This window comes from Pseudomonas viridiflava (genome assembly GCF_003702045.1).
GTDB classification, from domain to species: domain Bacteria; phylum Pseudomonadota; class Gammaproteobacteria; order Pseudomonadales; family Pseudomonadaceae; genus Aquipseudomonas; species Aquipseudomonas viridiflava_C.
In genome coordinates, this window is record NZ_RBTP01000012.1 from 605174 (window position 1) to 619911 (window position 14738).

The following is a 14738-nucleotide window of genomic DNA, read 5'->3' on the forward strand; positions in this document are numbered from 1 at the left end:
GGCCCGCCACAGCACGGTTAGCCTGTCAGCACGTTTTTTGTAACAGCATTCGCGGTGTTCGCCAGCACGAGTGAGTGGTAGATTCGCCGCCATGAATTTCGTCCGAACCCACCGCTCACTCATCGCCTGGATGCTGTACGGCTTCGTCCTGTTCAATGGCGTGGCGTGCGGTTTCGGACATGGGCAGATGCTGTCGGCGATTTCGTCGGTTTCAGCGGACGACATCTGCGGCGACGCAGGGGCCGCCTTGCCTTCGCTGGACAAAGCCAGTCATGCCCTGGTCATGCAACTGGCCATGTTCGATTGCGTTTTCGCCGGCAAGCTGACCGTTGCGCTGTTGTTCTTCATCGGCCTTGGCTGGCTGGCGCGCGCCCTGAATGTCAGGTTACGCCTGCCGCACAGGTTGATTCGCGAAGTGCCTCGTCATGTCTCGCCGGGGTGTTTGCCGCAGGCGCCTTGAGCGTGGACGCCTATGCTCATCGTTTGTGGCAAGGCATCGACACGATGCTGTTGGTCTTGCCGGTTTACGGGAATGGCTGCCGGTTAGATACCCGTGGTCGCGCCTTATCCTTCAAGGGACGTAATACATGACGCAGAATTTCACCCGCCGCGAGGTCGTCTCCGGCCTCTCGCTGCTCAGCCTTGGCCTGCTGGCCGGCTGCGGCAACTCCAATGCTTTGCCCTTCAAGCATGGCAAGGACATGAGCAATGAAATCGTCGGTCGCAACTTCCGGCTCAAAGACCCGAAAGGCGAGGTCAAGACGCTGTCCAGCTTTCGCGGCCTGATGCCGATGGTCTTCTTTGGTTTCACCCAATGCCCGGCCATTTGCCCGACGGCGCTGGCTCGCGCTGCGCAAATCAGAAAGTTGATGGGCGAAGACGGCAAAACCTTTCAGGTGGTGTTCATCACGCTGGATCCGGAGCGCGACACGCCGCAAGTGATCGATGCTTACGTAAAAGCATTCGATCCGACCTTCGTCGCCCTTTCCGGGACGCTTGAAGAAACCGCTGCCACCGCTAAAGAGTTCGGTGTGTTCTTCGAAAAGGTCCCGCTTGGCGATACCTACACGATCTCTCACACCGCTACCAGCTATGTCTACGACACCCGAGGCGTGTTGCGCCTTGGCCTGTCGCACAAACTGTCTGCCCAGCAATGCGCCGAAGACCTGCTCACTTTGATGGAAGTATGCTGATGAATACGCTGATTCGTAACGCCGTAAAACCGATGCTGCTGGCTGTCTCGCTGCTGGGCCTGAGCGTTCAGGCGTTTGCCGAGACCCGGGTTGATGATGCCTGGGTACGCGCCACCGTGCCGGGCCAGCCTGCAACCGGTGCGTTCATGCAGATCACCGCAAGCGAGGACAGCAAGCTGGTTGACGTTGCTTCGCCCGTTGCCAAGACCGTTCAGATCCATCAGATGAGCATGAAAAACGATGTGATGAACATGGGGCAGGTCGCTTACATAGACCTGCCGGCTGGCAAGACCGTGGCGCTCGATGCCGACGGTTATCACGTAATGTTCATGGGGCTGCTGGCGCAAGTCAAAGAGGGCGATCAGGTACCGTTGACGCTGACCGTGGAAAACGCCAAGGGTGTGAAGGAGTCGATCAAAGTGACAGCGGTGGCCAGGTCCTTGACCGCTGATGCACACAGCGGTCACGGCGATCACAGCGGGCATTGAGCCTGTCGGCTGAGCGGCCCGCACAGGCAGGCCGCTCAGGAGTAAGGTAGGCGGGGCATCACGATATTTCTCTTGCGACTGGAGGTGAATATGAGTGCTCCCATGCTGTCCAAAACCCAGATCAACGGCTATCAACTGATCAGCGTCAATCGCGGTCCCTGGACCGTCTGTACACCGAGAGACCGTCTTGCCTCATTCAATACCCGTCAGTAAGCGATGGCCTGCGCCGCTTCCCTGCCGGTTCGTGACTGGGGCAGGCTGCGTCCGGCTTGATGTGGAAAGCCCTCGTTCTGCAAGCGTCTGAGCGAACGCCTCCCACGGTCTTATATCGATTCCGCTTAGCCCGCTCATATCTCTTAAAGGAATAACCAGAGAATCAAATATTCCTTTCAGGAACAAGCACTTTTAGGCCATGATTGCCTTGCCACATCAACGTTGGAAAGGTGACTGATACCGACAGAACCTGGATTTTTATCAAAAAATGCAGGGAGTGTATCAATGGGCAATGTCCAGACCGCCGCCAGCGCACTTGATGTGCCACGGCGCCAGACGTCGAATGGCGATCTGGTCGATCTGGGGCGTCTTTTTCATGGACCCTTGTCTTCATCGCGATTGCACAGCCCCCCCAAGCCCTTTGTTGGCCGCCGGGAAGCCATTCTGCTGGGTGTGCTTGCGCTCTTTCTGCATGGTGCGGTGATCTATTGGCTAAGCCAGAAGCCAGCACCCGTGTTGCCAGTGGTACCGCCGGAAATTCCGCTGATGACCATCGAATTCTCAAGGCCTGCGCCGCCGGTGGATGCACCGCCGCCGCCACCGGAGCCTGTTGTACAGCCGGTGGTTGAGCCACCGCCTCCGGTCGAGGATGAGCTGGCCGTCAAGCCGCCGCCCAAACCGCTACCCAAACCGAAGCCGACACCGCCCAAACCGGTCGTGAAGCCGGTCGCGAAACCCGTTGAGCCGACGCCTGCGCCACTGGTACCTGGACCGCCAGTCGCAGCACCTGCACCTCCTGCTCCGCCCGCGCCAAAACCCGTCACGCCAGCTTCGGCCAGCGCCGGTTATTTGCGCAACCCGGCACCGGAATACCCCTCGCTGGCCATGCGTCGCGGCTGGGAAGGGACCGTGATGTTGCGGGTACACGTACTGGCCAGCGGCAAACCCGGCGAAATTCAGATTCAAAAGAGCAGCGGTCGCGAGTCGCTTGACGATGCCGCCCTGGTCGCGGTGAAACGCTGGAGCTTCGTACCGGCCAAACAGGACGATATTGCCCAGGACGGCTGGGTCAGCGTGCCCATTGATTTCAAGATCAACTAAAACCACCCATTCGATTGACCGTGCGGGCTACCTGACAAAAGGCGCATCGCGACACCCCATGCCCTGTTCAGAGAGAGCTGCGCCATGAACCTACTTGCTTCGCCGTTTGAATCCATCGAACACGCCGTCATCTGGCTGCTGGTGATTTTTTCCGTCGCCACCTGGGGCCTGGCCCTGCTCAAGGGCGTGCAGTTCTCGCGCCTCAAGGCTCAGGATCGCACCTTTCACAGGCAGTTCTGGGCTGCGTCGAGCCTGGACTCTGCCGCTCAACTGGCTGACGAACACCCCGGTGCTGCCGCCCGCGTTGCACTGGCGGGTTACGCAGCGATTCAGGTCAACGAAGGTGCGCAGCCTCACGACTTGAGTCAGTCCATCAACCATCAGGATCGACTCGAGCGCTCGTTGCGTCAGCAGATCGTGCGCGAGCGTCGTTCGCTGGAGAACGGTCTGGCGATCGTTGCCAGTATCGGCAGCACGTCGCCCTTCATCGGTCTGTTCGGTACGGTGTGGGGCATCATGTCGGCGCTCAAAGGCATCAGCGCGGCCGGTTCTGCGAGCCTTGAAACCGTGGCTGGCCCCATCGGCGCTGCGCTGGTGGCAACGGGCGTCGGTATCGCGGTCGCCGTGCCAGCGGTACTCGTTTACAACTACTACCTGCGTCGCCTGAAGCTGACGGTTGCCGATCTCGACGATTTTGCCCACGACTTCTTCAGCCTGGCGCAGAAAAGTGCCTTCCGGGTGCTGTTGCATCCGGTGCTTAAGTCCGGCGCCACCGCAGCCGGGCAAAAAGTGAAGGAGGCATCCTGACATGGCTTTTTCCACTCAAGACAGCGATGAAGTGCTCAGCGAGATCAACGTCACACCATTGGTAGATGTCATGCTGGTGCTGCTGGTGGTGTTCATCGTCACTGCGCCGCTGCTGACCAACTCGATCCCGATCAACCTCCCCAAGACCGAATCCGTTGCACCGGTGGAGCAGAAAGATCCGTTGGTGGTGAGCATTGACGGGCAGGGCAAGCTGTTCATCAACAAGGATGAAATCCAGCCGGACCTGTTGGAAAACAGCCTCAAGGCCGCCAAGGACAAGGCCCCGGACGTACGCGTGCAGTTACAGGCCGACGACGGGGTGAATTACGGCGAAGTGGCGCGAGCAATGGCCTCGATCGAGCGGGCCGGGATTACCAAACTGTCAGTGATCACTGCCAAATAGCCGAGGTTCAACCTGGATCCATCACCTTTTGGGGTCGCATTCTCAGGCAGATGTGGCCCTTTTTTTTATGCCTCTTCCAGGACGTTCAGGCACGACAAAAAAGCAGCCGCTTATGCAGGGTGGGTATCTGAATGTGAAAGGTATAAAGCTGGCTCAGGTACATCAACCTCACGCCGTCAGTTCGGTGTACTGACGGCGCCTGGACTGATGTCGAATTACCCCAGCAGCTCGGTCCCCAGCTGGAACGCTACCCACAGCGCAAGGCCCGTGGCGAAGGTCAGGGCGATGTTCTCGAACAGGTTATTGCGGTACTCCTTGGCCAGCAGCGATTTTTGGTTGGACATGATCAGCAGGCCCAGCGAAATGATCGGCAGGCCGACGATGTTCAGCGCGTTGACGCCCAGGGTCAGTGTCACGAAGTCTGGCATGCCGGGCAGGGACCAGATCAGCGGGGTGACCAGAATGAACAACATGAACCACTTGTGCATCGGATCACGATGAAACTCTTTGCCATAACGCGTGCGGCGTTCCGGACGTATGTGCTGGAAGGCATCGGTGATGAGCATCGGAAACGCCGTCGTCTTGCCGGAAATACTGGCGAACAGCGTGGCGAACACGCCGATGAAAAAGATGTACCAGCCCAGCGGACCGAAGAACAGCTCCAGTGCCTTGCCCAGATCGCCCAAGGTGTTCACCTGAATGCCGTTGGGGCGCAGAATCTCCACGCCGACCACCCAGATCGCCAGGTTGATGACGATGCCGACGATGACCGCGAACAGCAGGTCGTTGCGCTGAATACGTTTGTGTTGAGGCCCAATCCAGCCTTTTTCACGCATCACGTAAGGGTGAACGAAGTTGGCGATGGAGCCGGCTACTGCTCCGATGACCGACACCGCCACCAACAGTGCGCCATGCACGCCCTCATCGGGTGGAATGCTGAAGCCGATGGTGCCCTTGATGATGCCGGTGACATCCGGTCCGGACATGATCGCCAGGGTCAGGAAGGCCAGCGTCATGATCGCCAGCAGCACTTTCATCACGCCCTCGATCATCGCGTAAATGTTGCGTCCCACCAGCAGCCAGACGGCAATCACCACTGCGACCGAGCAGAGCAGCGGCTGGTTGATGTGCAGCAGCATCGCCAGCGCCTCGCCAGCGCCCTTGATCATGTATGCGTTGATCAGATGACCCATCAGCAGCGCATAGGCGAGCATGAACCAGGCGAAGAATGGATGCAGCTGCGCATAACCTTGCAGGATCGTCATGCCTCGGTTATTGCAGAGCTGGAAGCGGGCAATGATGTTGACGATCAGGAACCTGAGCAGCAGCGAAATCGCCAGCACCCACATCATGGCGTAGCCGTAACTGGCACCGGCCACTGAAGAGGTAATCAGATCACCAGCGCCAAGCCAGGACAGCACCGCGATGATGCCAGGCCCCAACAGCTTGGCGAGTTTTTTCAAGCGGGGTTCTGCGACGGGCGTAACCTTTTCGTCGATCGAAGGGCTGCCGGGCATGTGTCGAATCTCCATTGTTCTTGTAGTGAGATGAAAGACAGTCGCAGATAAGATAGGACGTCGTACAACATGCGTGGGGATTCAAATGTAACTTCTTATGAATGCGGATTGTTCCGAAGCGCTGCGTCACATTAGAGAGCGGATGCGGAGCATGGGCACAATCAACTCAGTCGTCACACTGGTCGTCACAACGCTCTGCGTGGGCATGGCCCTCAGGACGCTACGCGTCCGGTCTGAAGTTCGCGCACAATGCCCAGGACAACTCGCGGATCTGCATGATCAACCAACGGAGAACTGCCATGCCCATTGCGATACTCGCCGCTGCGCAATTCCATTCCGAGCGGGGCCAGCTTGCACGCAATCTGGATGGCCACCTGACCTTCATGCGCCACGCCGCCGAACGGGGTGCCCATTACCTGCTGTTCCCCGAACTGTCCCTGATTGGCTACGAGCCGGAGATTGCCCGTGAGCTGGCGGTCGACCCTCACGACAACCGTCTGGACCCCTTACGCTCATTGGCCATGCAACTGAACCTGACAACCACCGTCGGCATGCCGCTGAAGGGGCCAAGCGACACCGTGCTGATCGGTGCGTTGACGTTCACGGCACAGGGCGAGGTCATCGCGTACGCCAAGCAATACCTGCACCCCGGCGAAGATGCAGTGTTCAGAGCCGGATCGACCGATTGTTTTCTGCCGCTGGAGCAGCAGTTGGTTGGCCTGTGCGTTTGCGCCGATTTCAGTCATCCCGAGCATGTGCAACGCATGGCAGCAGGCAACGCGTGGGTGTATGCCGCGAGCGTGCTGATTTCACCGGGTGGTTACGAAAACGATGCAGCACTGCTGCAAGGCCACGCCCGACGCCACGGCTTACCCGTCTTGATGGCCAACCACGGCGGACCCACCGGTGGTTGGGAATCGGCAGGCCGTAGCGGTCTGTGGAATGAGAAGGGCAACTGGGTGGGCGGCCTGGAGGCCGCAGGCAACGGCTTGGTGATTGCGACCTGCCAACCGCAAGGCTGGCAGGTGCAGACGGTCAGGCTGGCGTGACAGTGGTCATCGCGTCAGGGTCCGAATCGGTCGGGCCTTTTCCATCGGAGTTGCGTTCGGCCTGAGCCAGGGTTTCCGGCACGGCGACCCACAGCAGGCAGAATGCCACGGCAGCGACGCCAGCCAGGGTCAGGAACGCGGCGCTGTAACCTGAGGTATGCACCACGAACCCCGCCAGGCTGTTGCTCAACGCAGCCCCCAGCCCGAACATCGTGGAGAGCGCGCCCAGGCTGACGTTGAAGCGTCCGGTGCCTTGGGTCAGGTCCTTGACCATCAATGGGAACAGCGCGCCGAAGAGGCCTGCGCCGATACCGTCCAGCATCTGCACCGCCACCAGCCAGTACGGGTCATCAGACAACGTATAGAGTACGCCGCGAATCGGCAGAATCAGAAAGCCTGCCAACAACAAAGGCTTACGGCCCCACACGTCGGCTTTCATGCCCACCAGCAGGGCCGCCGGGACCATGACCAGTTGTGCTGCGACGATACACGCGGAGGTCAAAGGCGTGGCCATCTGCATGTTGATCTGCGAAAGCTTCTGACTCACCAGTGGCAGCATCGCGGCGTTGGCCAGGTGGAAGAGGGCGCAGCAGAAGCCAAACAACAGCAACGGCTTGTTGCTCAATAAAGTCTTGAGAACTGAAGGCGCACCGTCATGGGCCTTATGACTGGCGTCGAAACCTCGGGCCACATCGTGGTCAATCGCTTCGGCTGAAACGAAGCTGACCGCCAGGATGCTCGCCAGCGCCATCACCGCCATCAAATAGAACACGGCGACCGGGCCGAACAGGTAGGCGAACCCCCCGGCCAGCAGCGCGGCGCAGGCATTACCCGCGTGATTGAAGGTCTCGTTGCGACCGGTGCGTCGGGTAAAGGCGCGAGGGCCGGTGATGCCCAGCGAAATGGCCGCAATGGCGGGGGCAAACACGGACGCTGCTACGCTGCTCAACGCCTGGGTCAATGCCACCAGCGTAAATGACGACGTAAACGGCAACACCAGACAACTCAATGTCACCAGCAGCGCGGCAGCAGCGATGATCGCGCGTTTGTAGGTCGTCCTGTCAATCAGTGCGCCAGCCGGGGCCTGCGTCACCAACCCGGCAATGCCGGCGATGGTCATCACCACGCCGATGCTGGCCGGGTCCCAATGATGGACCGCAAGCAGGTAGATGGCCAGATACGGGCCTAGTCCGTCGCGCACATCGGCGAGGAAGAAATTGAGGCTGTCCAGGGAGAGGGTATTGCGGCGATCTGCGTGACTGGCCAAGGCGAGCATTCTCGTAATTCGTCAGACTCCAACCCACCGAGCCACGGGAAATACAGACCTGAATCGTTTTAAATAAGTTTCAGCATGTTTCATGAATTAAAGGTTTCAGACAGTCTTTTTCTGCAAGCTTTTCATGCGCTGGGTGGCCCGCTGTACGGCCGCCATTTTTTCCGGGCGCTTCATGCGCTTCCATTTACGGATATCGTCCTTGGTCCGGCCACAACTCACGCATAAGTCGCCGCTGAGCTGGCACACCGAAATGCAGGGATTTTCAATGTCCTTGGCCATGCATCCACCTCACCTGGCGTATTTACGTAAAAGCCGCAGCGCCCAGTTGCCACCGTTCTCGCGTTGGCACTGTTCTTCACTGTCCACATGCACCTGTCTGGGCAGGGCCTTCAGTTGGATGTCGAGTTCGTCCAGCGCCTCGGCGGTCAGCTGGATCATGCGTTTATCCAGCCCTTGGTTTACCGCCTGATCTTTTGCCACCACGGTATCGAATACCCAAATCACCTGAAGGCTTTCCGGAAAGACGGCGTAGTCGACCTCGTGGGTCAGCCAGCGGAAGCCCTCGATTTCGGACTTTGCCGTTTCGCAGGCGTGTGTCAGTGCTGCGACCAGGCGCCGCTCTGTCTGTGCCTGTTCGCGTTTGCTCGACGGCATGCGTGAGTCCTCGGATGGTGTTGAAACAGATGGCGCTGCACGATACCTGAATTTGACGTCAGGCCCCAGCGCGTTCATTCATGATCCGGTGATGGTACACAAACAGCTTTTCGGCTGTCAGATTGCCTGGACATCGCCAAACAGGAGCGATGTCGTACCCACCGACAATAAATAAGGGACATAAATCATGGATATTTCTCAAGCAGGTAGTGCTGCCGACCAAGGACGCAGGGGGTTTCTGAAAAAGTCGTTGGCGGTGTCGGCCAGCGTTGCAGCCATCGGCGCATTGCCACGCTTTTCGCTCGCCGAACCACTGACCCAGCGCTATCCCGATCCGTTGATCAATGTGCTGGACGACAGCTTTCTTGACCTGCGCATCTTCAATGCCAGCGTCGAAAAACTCGCCAGTGGCATGCGCTGGGCAGAGGGGCCGGTGTGGATCGGCGATGGTCGCTACCTGCTGGTTAGCGACATTCCCAACAACCGCATCATGCGTTGGGATGAAGTCACCGGGAGCCTGTCGGTGTTCCGCGAGCACTCGAATTTTTCCAACGGACTGTGCCGTGATCGTCAGGGCCGTCTGCTGGTCTGCGAAGGGTCATCGACGACTAATGAGGGGCGGCGTGTCACCCGCACTGAATACAACGGGCGCATCACCGTGCTGGCCGACAGTTTCGAGGACAAGCCCTTCAATTCGCCGAATGACCTGGTGTGCAAGCGGGACGGCTCCATCTGGTTCACCGATCCCATGTTCCAGGCCAACAGCGATTACGAAGGCCACAAGGTGCCGCAATCGCAGCCGTTTGGGGTCTATCGCATCGATCAGGCCGACAACAAGGTCAGCCGAGTGATTGATGACCTGGCCGGGCCCAACGGTTTGTGCTTCTCGCCGGATGAAAAAACCCTTTATGTCGTGGAAGGCCGCGCCAAACCCAATGGCATTATCTGGGCCATGACGGTCAACGACGACGGCACGCTAGGCGCGCGCCGCAAGCACGTCGAAGGGGCGGACTACGCCGCCATCGACGGCATCAAGTGCGATGAGGCCGGCAATCTGTGGTGCGGCTGGGGCGGCAACGGCAATCCCCAGGCTGATCTTGAAAAACTCGACGGTGTGCGGGTGTTCAATCCACAGGGCAAGGCCATCGGCCACATCACATTGCCGGAACGTTGCGCCAATATCTGTTTTGGCGGCCGGGAAGGCAATCGGCTGTTCATGGCGAGCAGCCATGCGCTGTACTCGGTGTTCGTCAACGCCCGAGGCGCCACCTTCGCCTGACGCTACGTTAGGGTGCAGAGCGGTTCATTTCGCGCTGCACCTCAATTGCTTCGAACCCCTTGAGTGGTCACGGGTCTGTTCGTGTATCACTCTTTTCAGGGAAGGTCCTTATGTCTGCGCAACGCAGCCTTGTCATGCTTGCACGAGGCGGTTACGCCGCTCGTGGTGTTGTTTATCTGATCATCGGTCTGTTCGCCGTACTGGCAGCGCAGGGCTCCTCGCAACCGGCAGACAGCCATAGCAGCCTTGAAGCTTTGTTGAGTCAGCCGTTCGGTAACGTGCTGGTCGGTATCGTCGTGGTGGGCCTGCTCGCGTTCGCCGCCTGGCGTGTGCTGCAAGCGACCCGCGATGTCGATCATCACGGTCGCGAACTCAAGGGGCTGGTGATCCGTGGTGGTCTGCTGGTAGGCGGTATCACGTATGGCGCGCTGGCCTTCTTCGCCGCGGGGCTTTTGATCAGCGGTCTGAAAAGCTCCGGTGGTTCGGGCGGCGGCCAGACGCAGGATCTGCTGCAGTCGATCCTGTCCTGGGACCATTCCAACCTGTTGGTTTATGTGGTGGCGCTGGTGCCGCTGGCACTGGGCATCGTCCACATCATCAAGGGTTACAAGGCATCGTTCGAAAAGTATTTCGAGGCCGACGAAGACGTCATGCGTTATGTGCGTCCTGTCTCGCGCTTCGGTCTGATTGCCCGAGGCGTGGCCTTCATCGAGATCGCCGTGCTGCTTGTCGTGAGCGGTTCCAGCTATCAGGCGATGCACCCACCGGGTATGAAGGATGCCCTCAACGGCCTGCAGGACCTTCCCGCCGGTGGACTGGTGCTGCTGGTCGTGGCGCTCGGGCTGATTGCATTTTCGGTGTACAGCTTCGCTCAGGCGGCCTGGCGGCGTATCAATATGGATGTCCCTGATGCGCCGGATGCGGTTACTCGGCATTTTCGTTGAGTGACGACAGGGGCGCGCCTGAGGTTGCGTCAGGCGCCCCCTGACCCCGTCGTCCATATTTGCCAGCAAGCCGAGCAGGCCAACGGCGCCGTGGACGCAGCATTGAGCATAGCGCGAGGTGAAACGCTGGCGTCTCCGGTGATCTGGGTACCGTTCAAGCTGATCACCCCGGAAAACCGCCAGCAATTCGAATAATGCCCGGGCAGTGCTTCCGCCGGGTTGTTACAGCCGGATGTCCTGCGGTCCTCGGATCTGCGCTTCGATGCGGGTGCCGGTCAGGCGCTCCTCGTTGGAGAAACCGTCATAGTCCGCCAACTTGCCGAAGTCGATACCGGTGAGCTGCTCGATCTGCGCGACGCTGCGTTGCCAAGTCTTGAGCTGGCCGAAGACGATGCTCAACTCGCCCAGTTCGCGGCTCTGGTCGATCATGTAAGCGCTGGCCGATGGCTTGCCGTCATCGCCGAGAAACGCCACGACCTTCCAAAAGGCCGAAGGGATTTTCACGTTGCGGTAGCTGCGATCATCGTCGCGCAGGATTGGCCCGCTGAACACCGTCACCCGTGATTTCCAGCGGCGGGTGTTGTCCAGAATGTAGTCTTCCAGTTCCAGCCAGGTTTTCTGGTTGAACGCGCTCATCTGTGGCGAGCAGTTGGTGAAGTGGAAGGTGTCAGCATTGGCGGTTTGCGCGTCTTTGCCCCAGTTGGGGTCTTGCCGCCTGACCAGATGCCCGCGATCCAGCAGGTTGCTTGCATACAGGCTTTCACCAATCTGTGCGTCGGCTGGCAACCTGCCATCGAGCGACCATTGATCGTTGCTGCGCTTGACCTCCACGCTGCTGTCGCCATCGATGTTCACGCCCACGTAGAGGGCCAGGCGTCGACTGCGCGACATGGTGATCGAGAAGTGCATGTAGTCCAGCCGATCCCCGGTGTTTTTCAGGGGATAGACGTCGGCGGCCAGCTCAGTGTCCGGCGAGGGCCAAGGCACCACGAAGTCGCCCAGAAAATTCTCCGCGTAGCCTTTTCGTGATTTCAATTCGCTGGCAGGCGTGGTGCGTGGCGACACCAGCGGCTCGGCCTGCGGCGCCAGCAGGCTGGCGGGCGGGTTGAGAGGCTTGAGGTCGGCCAGGCGTGGGCGATAGGTGAGATCGGCTTTCAAAGTCTTGTCAGGCACTGCGCTTGCTCCTGCGGTGGGCGTGGTTTCCATTCAGTTCACCATAGACGCATGACAGCGCTGCGTCAGGTTTGCGTGCGTGCTGAGCTTGAGTGGCTGAACACTGTCTGGGAGCAGATACCCGCCCGTAGGAGCGCGCTTGCCCGCGATCTGCCGGGCACCGGCAGCAAACCTGCAAACGCGGTGCATCCGTTAAAACCCGGGGCCTGCTGCGCAGCCCATCGCTGCCGTCGTAACCTCCGGGAGCTCCTACGGCCTGCGGGCGGAAGCGGATTTCGCCAAGACCTTCGCTGTTTTAGCCGATAATCGCCCGGTATCGCGCGATCTTTCACGAAATATGAATGTTTAAGAAAGTGTTTTTTTAGCGCGGATCACGGCAAATCGTCGTTCTTGGCGAATGATGTAGACAGATTTTAGAACCGGTTCCGCTTCGCCTTTCTCAAAACCCATTGACGTTATTAACCGGCTGGTACATTTTTATCCCATAACCGCCTGTGCCGTTCCAGGCAGGAACACAATAAGAACAATCGAGGCACACCGTCATGCTCCAGGGACCGATTCTTTCCGTTTCACCTTCACCCGTCGTTGACGTCCGATGCCGCTATGCAGGCATTGGCTGTATTCGTTCGCAGTAGTTTTCCGATTCGCCCATCCGCTTCAGCGCAGCCCACGTCACTGCCTGCCCATCTCATCGATAGGGCGTTCATGGTGTCTGGCCGTTGCGCTGGCTCTTGTGCATCTGCGAGGTCTGGCCCATGACGAAAATCGTCGATCTGTATTTCAAGCTGCTCAAACTGTTGATCGTGCTGTGCATGGTGGCAATGGTCGTGCTGGTGTTCGGCAATGTCGTACTGCGCTATGCGTTCAACTCGGGGATCAGTGTGTCCGAAGAGCTCTCGCGCTGGTTCTTCGTCTGGATGATTTTTCTCGGAGCGCTGGTGGCGATGAAAGAGCGCGGCCATCTCGGTCTGGACAGTCTGGTCAAACGCTTGCCGCCGCTGGGGCAGCGCATTTGCCTGATCGCAAGCCAGTTGTTGATGCTCTACATCTGCTGGCTGATTTCCAGTGGCAGTTGGCAGCAGGCGGTGATCAATCTGCATGTCGTGGCGCCTGCGTCCGGGTTTTCGATGGCCGTGTTCTATGCCGCCGGACTGGTGTTTGGCGTCAGTGCCGCAGCCATCCTGCTTTACCAGATGTGTCTGACTTTGAGCGGCAGGCTCGATGCCGAGGAGCTGCTCCCGGTCAGCGAAAACCAAGCCGACGCCGCCATCAAGCCCGACCTGTCGTCTGCCTCGCGAGGTGACCGACCATGACGCTGATGATCTTTCTCGGTTCGTTGCTGGGCAGCATGGCGCTGGGTATCCCGATTGCGTTCGCCCTGTTGCTGGTGAGCGTCGCGTTGATGCTGCACCTGGACCTGTTCGATGCGCAGATCATCGCCCAGAACCTGCTCAACGGGGCCGACAGCTTTCCGCTGATGGCCGTGCCGTTCTTCATGCTGGCAGGCGAGTTGATGAACGCCGGTGGCCTGTCCAAACGTATCGTCAACATCGCGATGGCGCTGGTGGGCCATAAGCGCGGCGGGTTGGGCTATGTGGCGATCATCGCCTCCTGCCTGCTGGCGTCGTTGTCCGGTTCGGCGGTCGCCGATGCCGCGGCACTGGCTGCGCTGCTGGTGCCGATGATGGTTCATGCCGGGCACAACCGTTCGCACTCGGCCGGGCTGATCGCCGCCGGTGGCATCATTGCGCCGATCATCCCGCCGAGCATTGGCTTCATCGTGTTCGGGGTCGCGTCCGGCGTTTCGATCTCCAAGCTGTTTCTGGCCGGCATCGTCCCTGGGCTGATGCTGGGGGCGGCGCTGGCGATCGCCTGGTGGTTCATATCCCGTCGCGAGCATGTCGAAACGCCGCCCAAGCGCAGCGGCAAGGAGATTGTGCGCACGCTCATTGACGGCTCATGGGCGCTGGGCCTGCCACTGATCATCGTCTTCGGGTTGAAGTTCGGCATCTTCACGCCGACCGAAGCCGCCGTGGTCGCGGCGGTGTATGCCTTGTTCGTGTCGCTGGTGATCTACCGCGAGCTGAAGATCAATCAGCTGTACGACCTGGTGCTTGCATCCGCCAAAACCACGTCAGTGGTGATGCTGCTGGTGGCCGCCGCGATGGTGTCGTCCTGGTTGGTGACCATTGCCGAGCTGCCTGACCAACTGGCTTCCCTGCTCGAACCGTTTATGGACAACCCGACGCTGCTACTGATGGTGATCATGCTGCTGGTGATTATGGTCGGCACCGTGATGGACATGACTCCGACCATTCTGATCCTGACGCCGGTTCTGATGCCTGCCGTGACGATGGCGGGCATTGATCCGGTGTACTTCGGCGTGCTGTTTCTGATCAACACCGCCATCGGCCTGATTACACCGCCCGTAGGCACCGTGCTCAACGTGGTGTGCGGCGTCTCGAAGATCAGCATGGACGAGATTATCCGCGGTGTATGGCCGTTCATGCTGGCGCAACTTGTCGTGCTGTTGTTGCTGGTGCTGTTCCCGCAACTGGTGCTGGCGCCCCTGCATTTTCTGTCCCGTTGACGCCAGAGCGACCTTTGGCCTTTCTATACCCAGACGACTTCCAATAACAAG

General features: G+C 59.4%; 17 protein-coding genes and 1 pseudogene. 13 read left to right on the top strand and 5 right to left on the bottom strand.

Annotation, left to right across the window (positions count from 1 at the left end):
* Nucleotides 1–91 precede the first annotated feature (91 nt).
* The 7 genes from ALP40_RS04840 to ALP40_RS04865 all read left to right on the top strand — a co-directional run bounded on the left by ALP40_RS04840 (nt 92) and on the right by ALP40_RS04865 (nt 4205).
* Nucleotides 92–460, top strand: coding sequence for a DUF2946 domain-containing protein (locus ALP40_RS04840; RefSeq protein WP_147478294.1), 369 nt, complete (start codon nt 92–94; stop codon nt 458–460).
* A 127-nt stretch (nt 461–587) separates the two neighbouring features.
* Complete coding sequence (locus tag ALP40_RS04845; protein ID WP_122207133.1) at nt 588–1193, top strand: SCO family protein; 606 nt, start codon at nt 588–590, stop codon at nt 1191–1193.
* Nucleotides 1187–1681: a copper chaperone PCu(A)C gene (locus ALP40_RS04850; protein ID WP_122207134.1), complete on the top strand. Its 495-nt coding sequence runs from the start codon at nt 1187–1189 to the stop codon at nt 1679–1681. Before ALP40_RS04845 ends, ALP40_RS04850 begins: the two co-directional genes overlap by 7 nt.
* 90 nt (nt 1682–1771) lie before the next feature.
* Nucleotides 1772–1894 (top strand): hypothetical protein, encoded by a 123-nt coding sequence (locus ALP40_RS25720; RefSeq protein WP_409077497.1) that lies wholly within the window; start codon nt 1772–1774, stop codon nt 1892–1894.
* Nucleotides 1895–2179: 285 nt separating this feature from the next.
* Nucleotides 2180–2995 (top strand): energy transducer TonB, encoded by an 816-nt coding sequence (locus tag ALP40_RS04855; protein WP_122207135.1) that lies wholly within the window; start codon nt 2180–2182, stop codon nt 2993–2995.
* Between the two features lie 84 nt (nt 2996–3079).
* Entirely contained in the window at nt 3080–3802 is a 723-nt protein-coding gene (locus tag ALP40_RS04860; RefSeq protein WP_122207136.1) for a MotA/TolQ/ExbB proton channel family protein, read from the top strand.
* A 1-nt stretch (nt 3803) separates the two neighbouring features.
* Nucleotides 3804–4205 carry a biopolymer transporter ExbD gene (locus ALP40_RS04865; RefSeq protein ID WP_122207137.1) on the top strand — a complete coding sequence of 134 codons (402 nt, stop codon included), beginning with the start codon at nt 3804–3806 and terminating at the stop codon, nt 4203–4205.
* Nucleotides 4206–4420: 215 nt separating this feature from the next.
* Here ALP40_RS04865 and ALP40_RS04870 read toward each other — a convergent pair whose 3' ends face one another.
* Nucleotides 4421–5722 carry an Nramp family divalent metal transporter gene (locus ALP40_RS04870; protein ID WP_122207138.1) on the bottom strand — a complete coding sequence of 434 codons (1302 nt, stop codon included), beginning with the start codon at nt 5720–5722 and terminating at the stop codon, nt 4421–4423.
* A gap of 299 nt (nt 5723–6021) precedes the next feature.
* On the opposite strand from ALP40_RS04870, the gene ALP40_RS04875 reads away from it, so the two are divergent.
* Nucleotides 6022–6771 (top strand): carbon-nitrogen hydrolase family protein, encoded by a 750-nt coding sequence (locus ALP40_RS04875; RefSeq protein WP_122207139.1) that lies wholly within the window; start codon nt 6022–6024, stop codon nt 6769–6771.
* Here the strand turns inward: ALP40_RS04875 and ALP40_RS04880 are convergent.
* The 3 genes from ALP40_RS04880 to ALP40_RS04890 all read right to left on the bottom strand — a co-directional run bounded on the left by ALP40_RS04880 (nt 6758) and on the right by ALP40_RS04890 (nt 8701).
* The gene (locus ALP40_RS04880) at nt 6758–8038 is read right to left on the bottom strand and encodes an MFS transporter (protein ID WP_258197790.1); all 1281 of its coding nucleotides are present in this window, start codon (nt 8036–8038) and stop codon (nt 6758–6760) included. The two genes, ALP40_RS04875 and ALP40_RS04880, sit on opposite strands and share 14 nt — an antisense overlap.
* A gap of 105 nt (nt 8039–8143) precedes the next feature.
* A complete protein-coding gene (locus ALP40_RS04885; RefSeq protein WP_004886489.1) occupies nt 8144–8326 on the bottom strand; it encodes a DUF1289 domain-containing protein in 183 nt (60 codons plus the stop codon).
* Nucleotides 8327–8335: 9 nt separating this feature from the next.
* Nucleotides 8336–8701 (bottom strand): hypothetical protein, encoded by a 366-nt coding sequence (locus ALP40_RS04890; RefSeq protein WP_122207141.1) that lies wholly within the window; start codon nt 8699–8701, stop codon nt 8336–8338.
* Between the two features lie 187 nt (nt 8702–8888).
* Here ALP40_RS04890 and ALP40_RS04895 point away from each other — a divergent pair, with 187 nt between their 5' ends.
* The 3 genes and pseudogenes from ALP40_RS04895 to ALP40_RS04905 form a co-directional block, all read left to right on the top strand.
* The gene (locus ALP40_RS04895) at nt 8889–9980 is read left to right on the top strand and encodes an SMP-30/gluconolactonase/LRE family protein (protein WP_122207142.1); all 1092 of its coding nucleotides are present in this window, start codon (nt 8889–8891) and stop codon (nt 9978–9980) included.
* Nucleotides 9981–10090: 110 nt separating this feature from the next.
* Nucleotides 10091–10924, top strand: coding sequence for a DUF1206 domain-containing protein (locus ALP40_RS04900; protein WP_122207143.1), 834 nt, complete (start codon nt 10091–10093; stop codon nt 10922–10924).
* Nucleotides 10925–10999: 75 nt separating this feature from the next.
* Nucleotides 11000–11119 (top strand): annotated as a pseudogene (locus ALP40_RS04905) (rhizopine-binding protein); the annotation flags it as partial.
* A 27-nt stretch (nt 11120–11146) separates the two neighbouring features.
* Here the strand turns inward: ALP40_RS04905 and ALP40_RS04910 are convergent.
* A complete protein-coding gene (locus tag ALP40_RS04910) occupies nt 11147–12097 on the bottom strand; it encodes a DNA/RNA non-specific endonuclease (RefSeq protein ID WP_122207144.1) in 951 nt (316 codons plus the stop codon).
* Between the two features lie 755 nt (nt 12098–12852).
* Here ALP40_RS04910 and ALP40_RS04915 point away from each other — a divergent pair.
* The gene (locus ALP40_RS04915) at nt 12853–13410 is read left to right on the top strand and encodes a TRAP transporter small permease (RefSeq protein WP_122207145.1); all 558 of its coding nucleotides are present in this window, start codon (nt 12853–12855) and stop codon (nt 13408–13410) included.
* Nucleotides 13407–14687, top strand: a complete 1281-nt coding sequence (locus tag ALP40_RS04920) for a TRAP transporter large permease subunit (protein ID WP_122207146.1) — start codon at nt 13407–13409, stop codon at nt 14685–14687. Before ALP40_RS04915 ends, ALP40_RS04920 begins: the two co-directional genes overlap by 4 nt.
* Nucleotides 14688–14738: the final 51 nt, after the last annotated feature.

Bases quoted from the DNA above. Each gene is read 5' to 3' on its own strand.
- ALP40_RS04840 (WP_147478294.1), top strand. From the start codon at position 92: ATGAATTTCGTCCGAACCCACCGCTCACTCATCGCCTGGATGCTGTAC.
- ALP40_RS04845 (WP_122207133.1), top strand. From the start codon at position 588: ATGACGCAGAATTTCACCCGCCGCGAGGTCGTCTCCGGCCTCTCGCTG.
- ALP40_RS04850 (WP_122207134.1), top strand. From the start codon at position 1,187: ATGCTGATGAATACGCTGATTCGTAACGCCGTAAAACCGATGCTGCTG.
- ALP40_RS25720 (WP_409077497.1), top strand. From the start codon at position 1,772: ATGAGTGCTCCCATGCTGTCCAAAACCCAGATCAACGGCTATCAACTG.
- ALP40_RS04855 (WP_122207135.1), top strand. From the start codon at position 2,180: ATGGGCAATGTCCAGACCGCCGCCAGCGCACTTGATGTGCCACGGCGC.
- ALP40_RS04860 (WP_122207136.1), top strand. From the start codon at position 3,080: ATGAACCTACTTGCTTCGCCGTTTGAATCCATCGAACACGCCGTCATC.
- ALP40_RS04865 (WP_122207137.1), top strand. From the start codon at position 3,804: ATGGCTTTTTCCACTCAAGACAGCGATGAAGTGCTCAGCGAGATCAAC.
- ALP40_RS04870 (WP_122207138.1), bottom strand. From the start codon at position 5,722: ATGCCCGGCAGCCCTTCGATCGACGAAAAGGTTACGCCCGTCGCAGAA.
- ALP40_RS04875 (WP_122207139.1), top strand. From the start codon at position 6,022: ATGCCCATTGCGATACTCGCCGCTGCGCAATTCCATTCCGAGCGGGGC.
- ALP40_RS04885 (WP_004886489.1), bottom strand. From the start codon at position 8,326: ATGGCCAAGGACATTGAAAATCCCTGCATTTCGGTGTGCCAGCTCAGC.
- ALP40_RS04890 (WP_122207141.1), bottom strand. From the start codon at position 8,701: ATGCCGTCGAGCAAACGCGAACAGGCACAGACAGAGCGGCGCCTGGTC.
- ALP40_RS04895 (WP_122207142.1), top strand. From the start codon at position 8,889: ATGGATATTTCTCAAGCAGGTAGTGCTGCCGACCAAGGACGCAGGGGG.
- ALP40_RS04900 (WP_122207143.1), top strand. From the start codon at position 10,091: ATGTCTGCGCAACGCAGCCTTGTCATGCTTGCACGAGGCGGTTACGCC.
- ALP40_RS04915 (WP_122207145.1), top strand. From the start codon at position 12,853: ATGACGAAAATCGTCGATCTGTATTTCAAGCTGCTCAAACTGTTGATC.
- ALP40_RS04920 (WP_122207146.1), top strand. From the start codon at position 13,407: ATGACGCTGATGATCTTTCTCGGTTCGTTGCTGGGCAGCATGGCGCTG.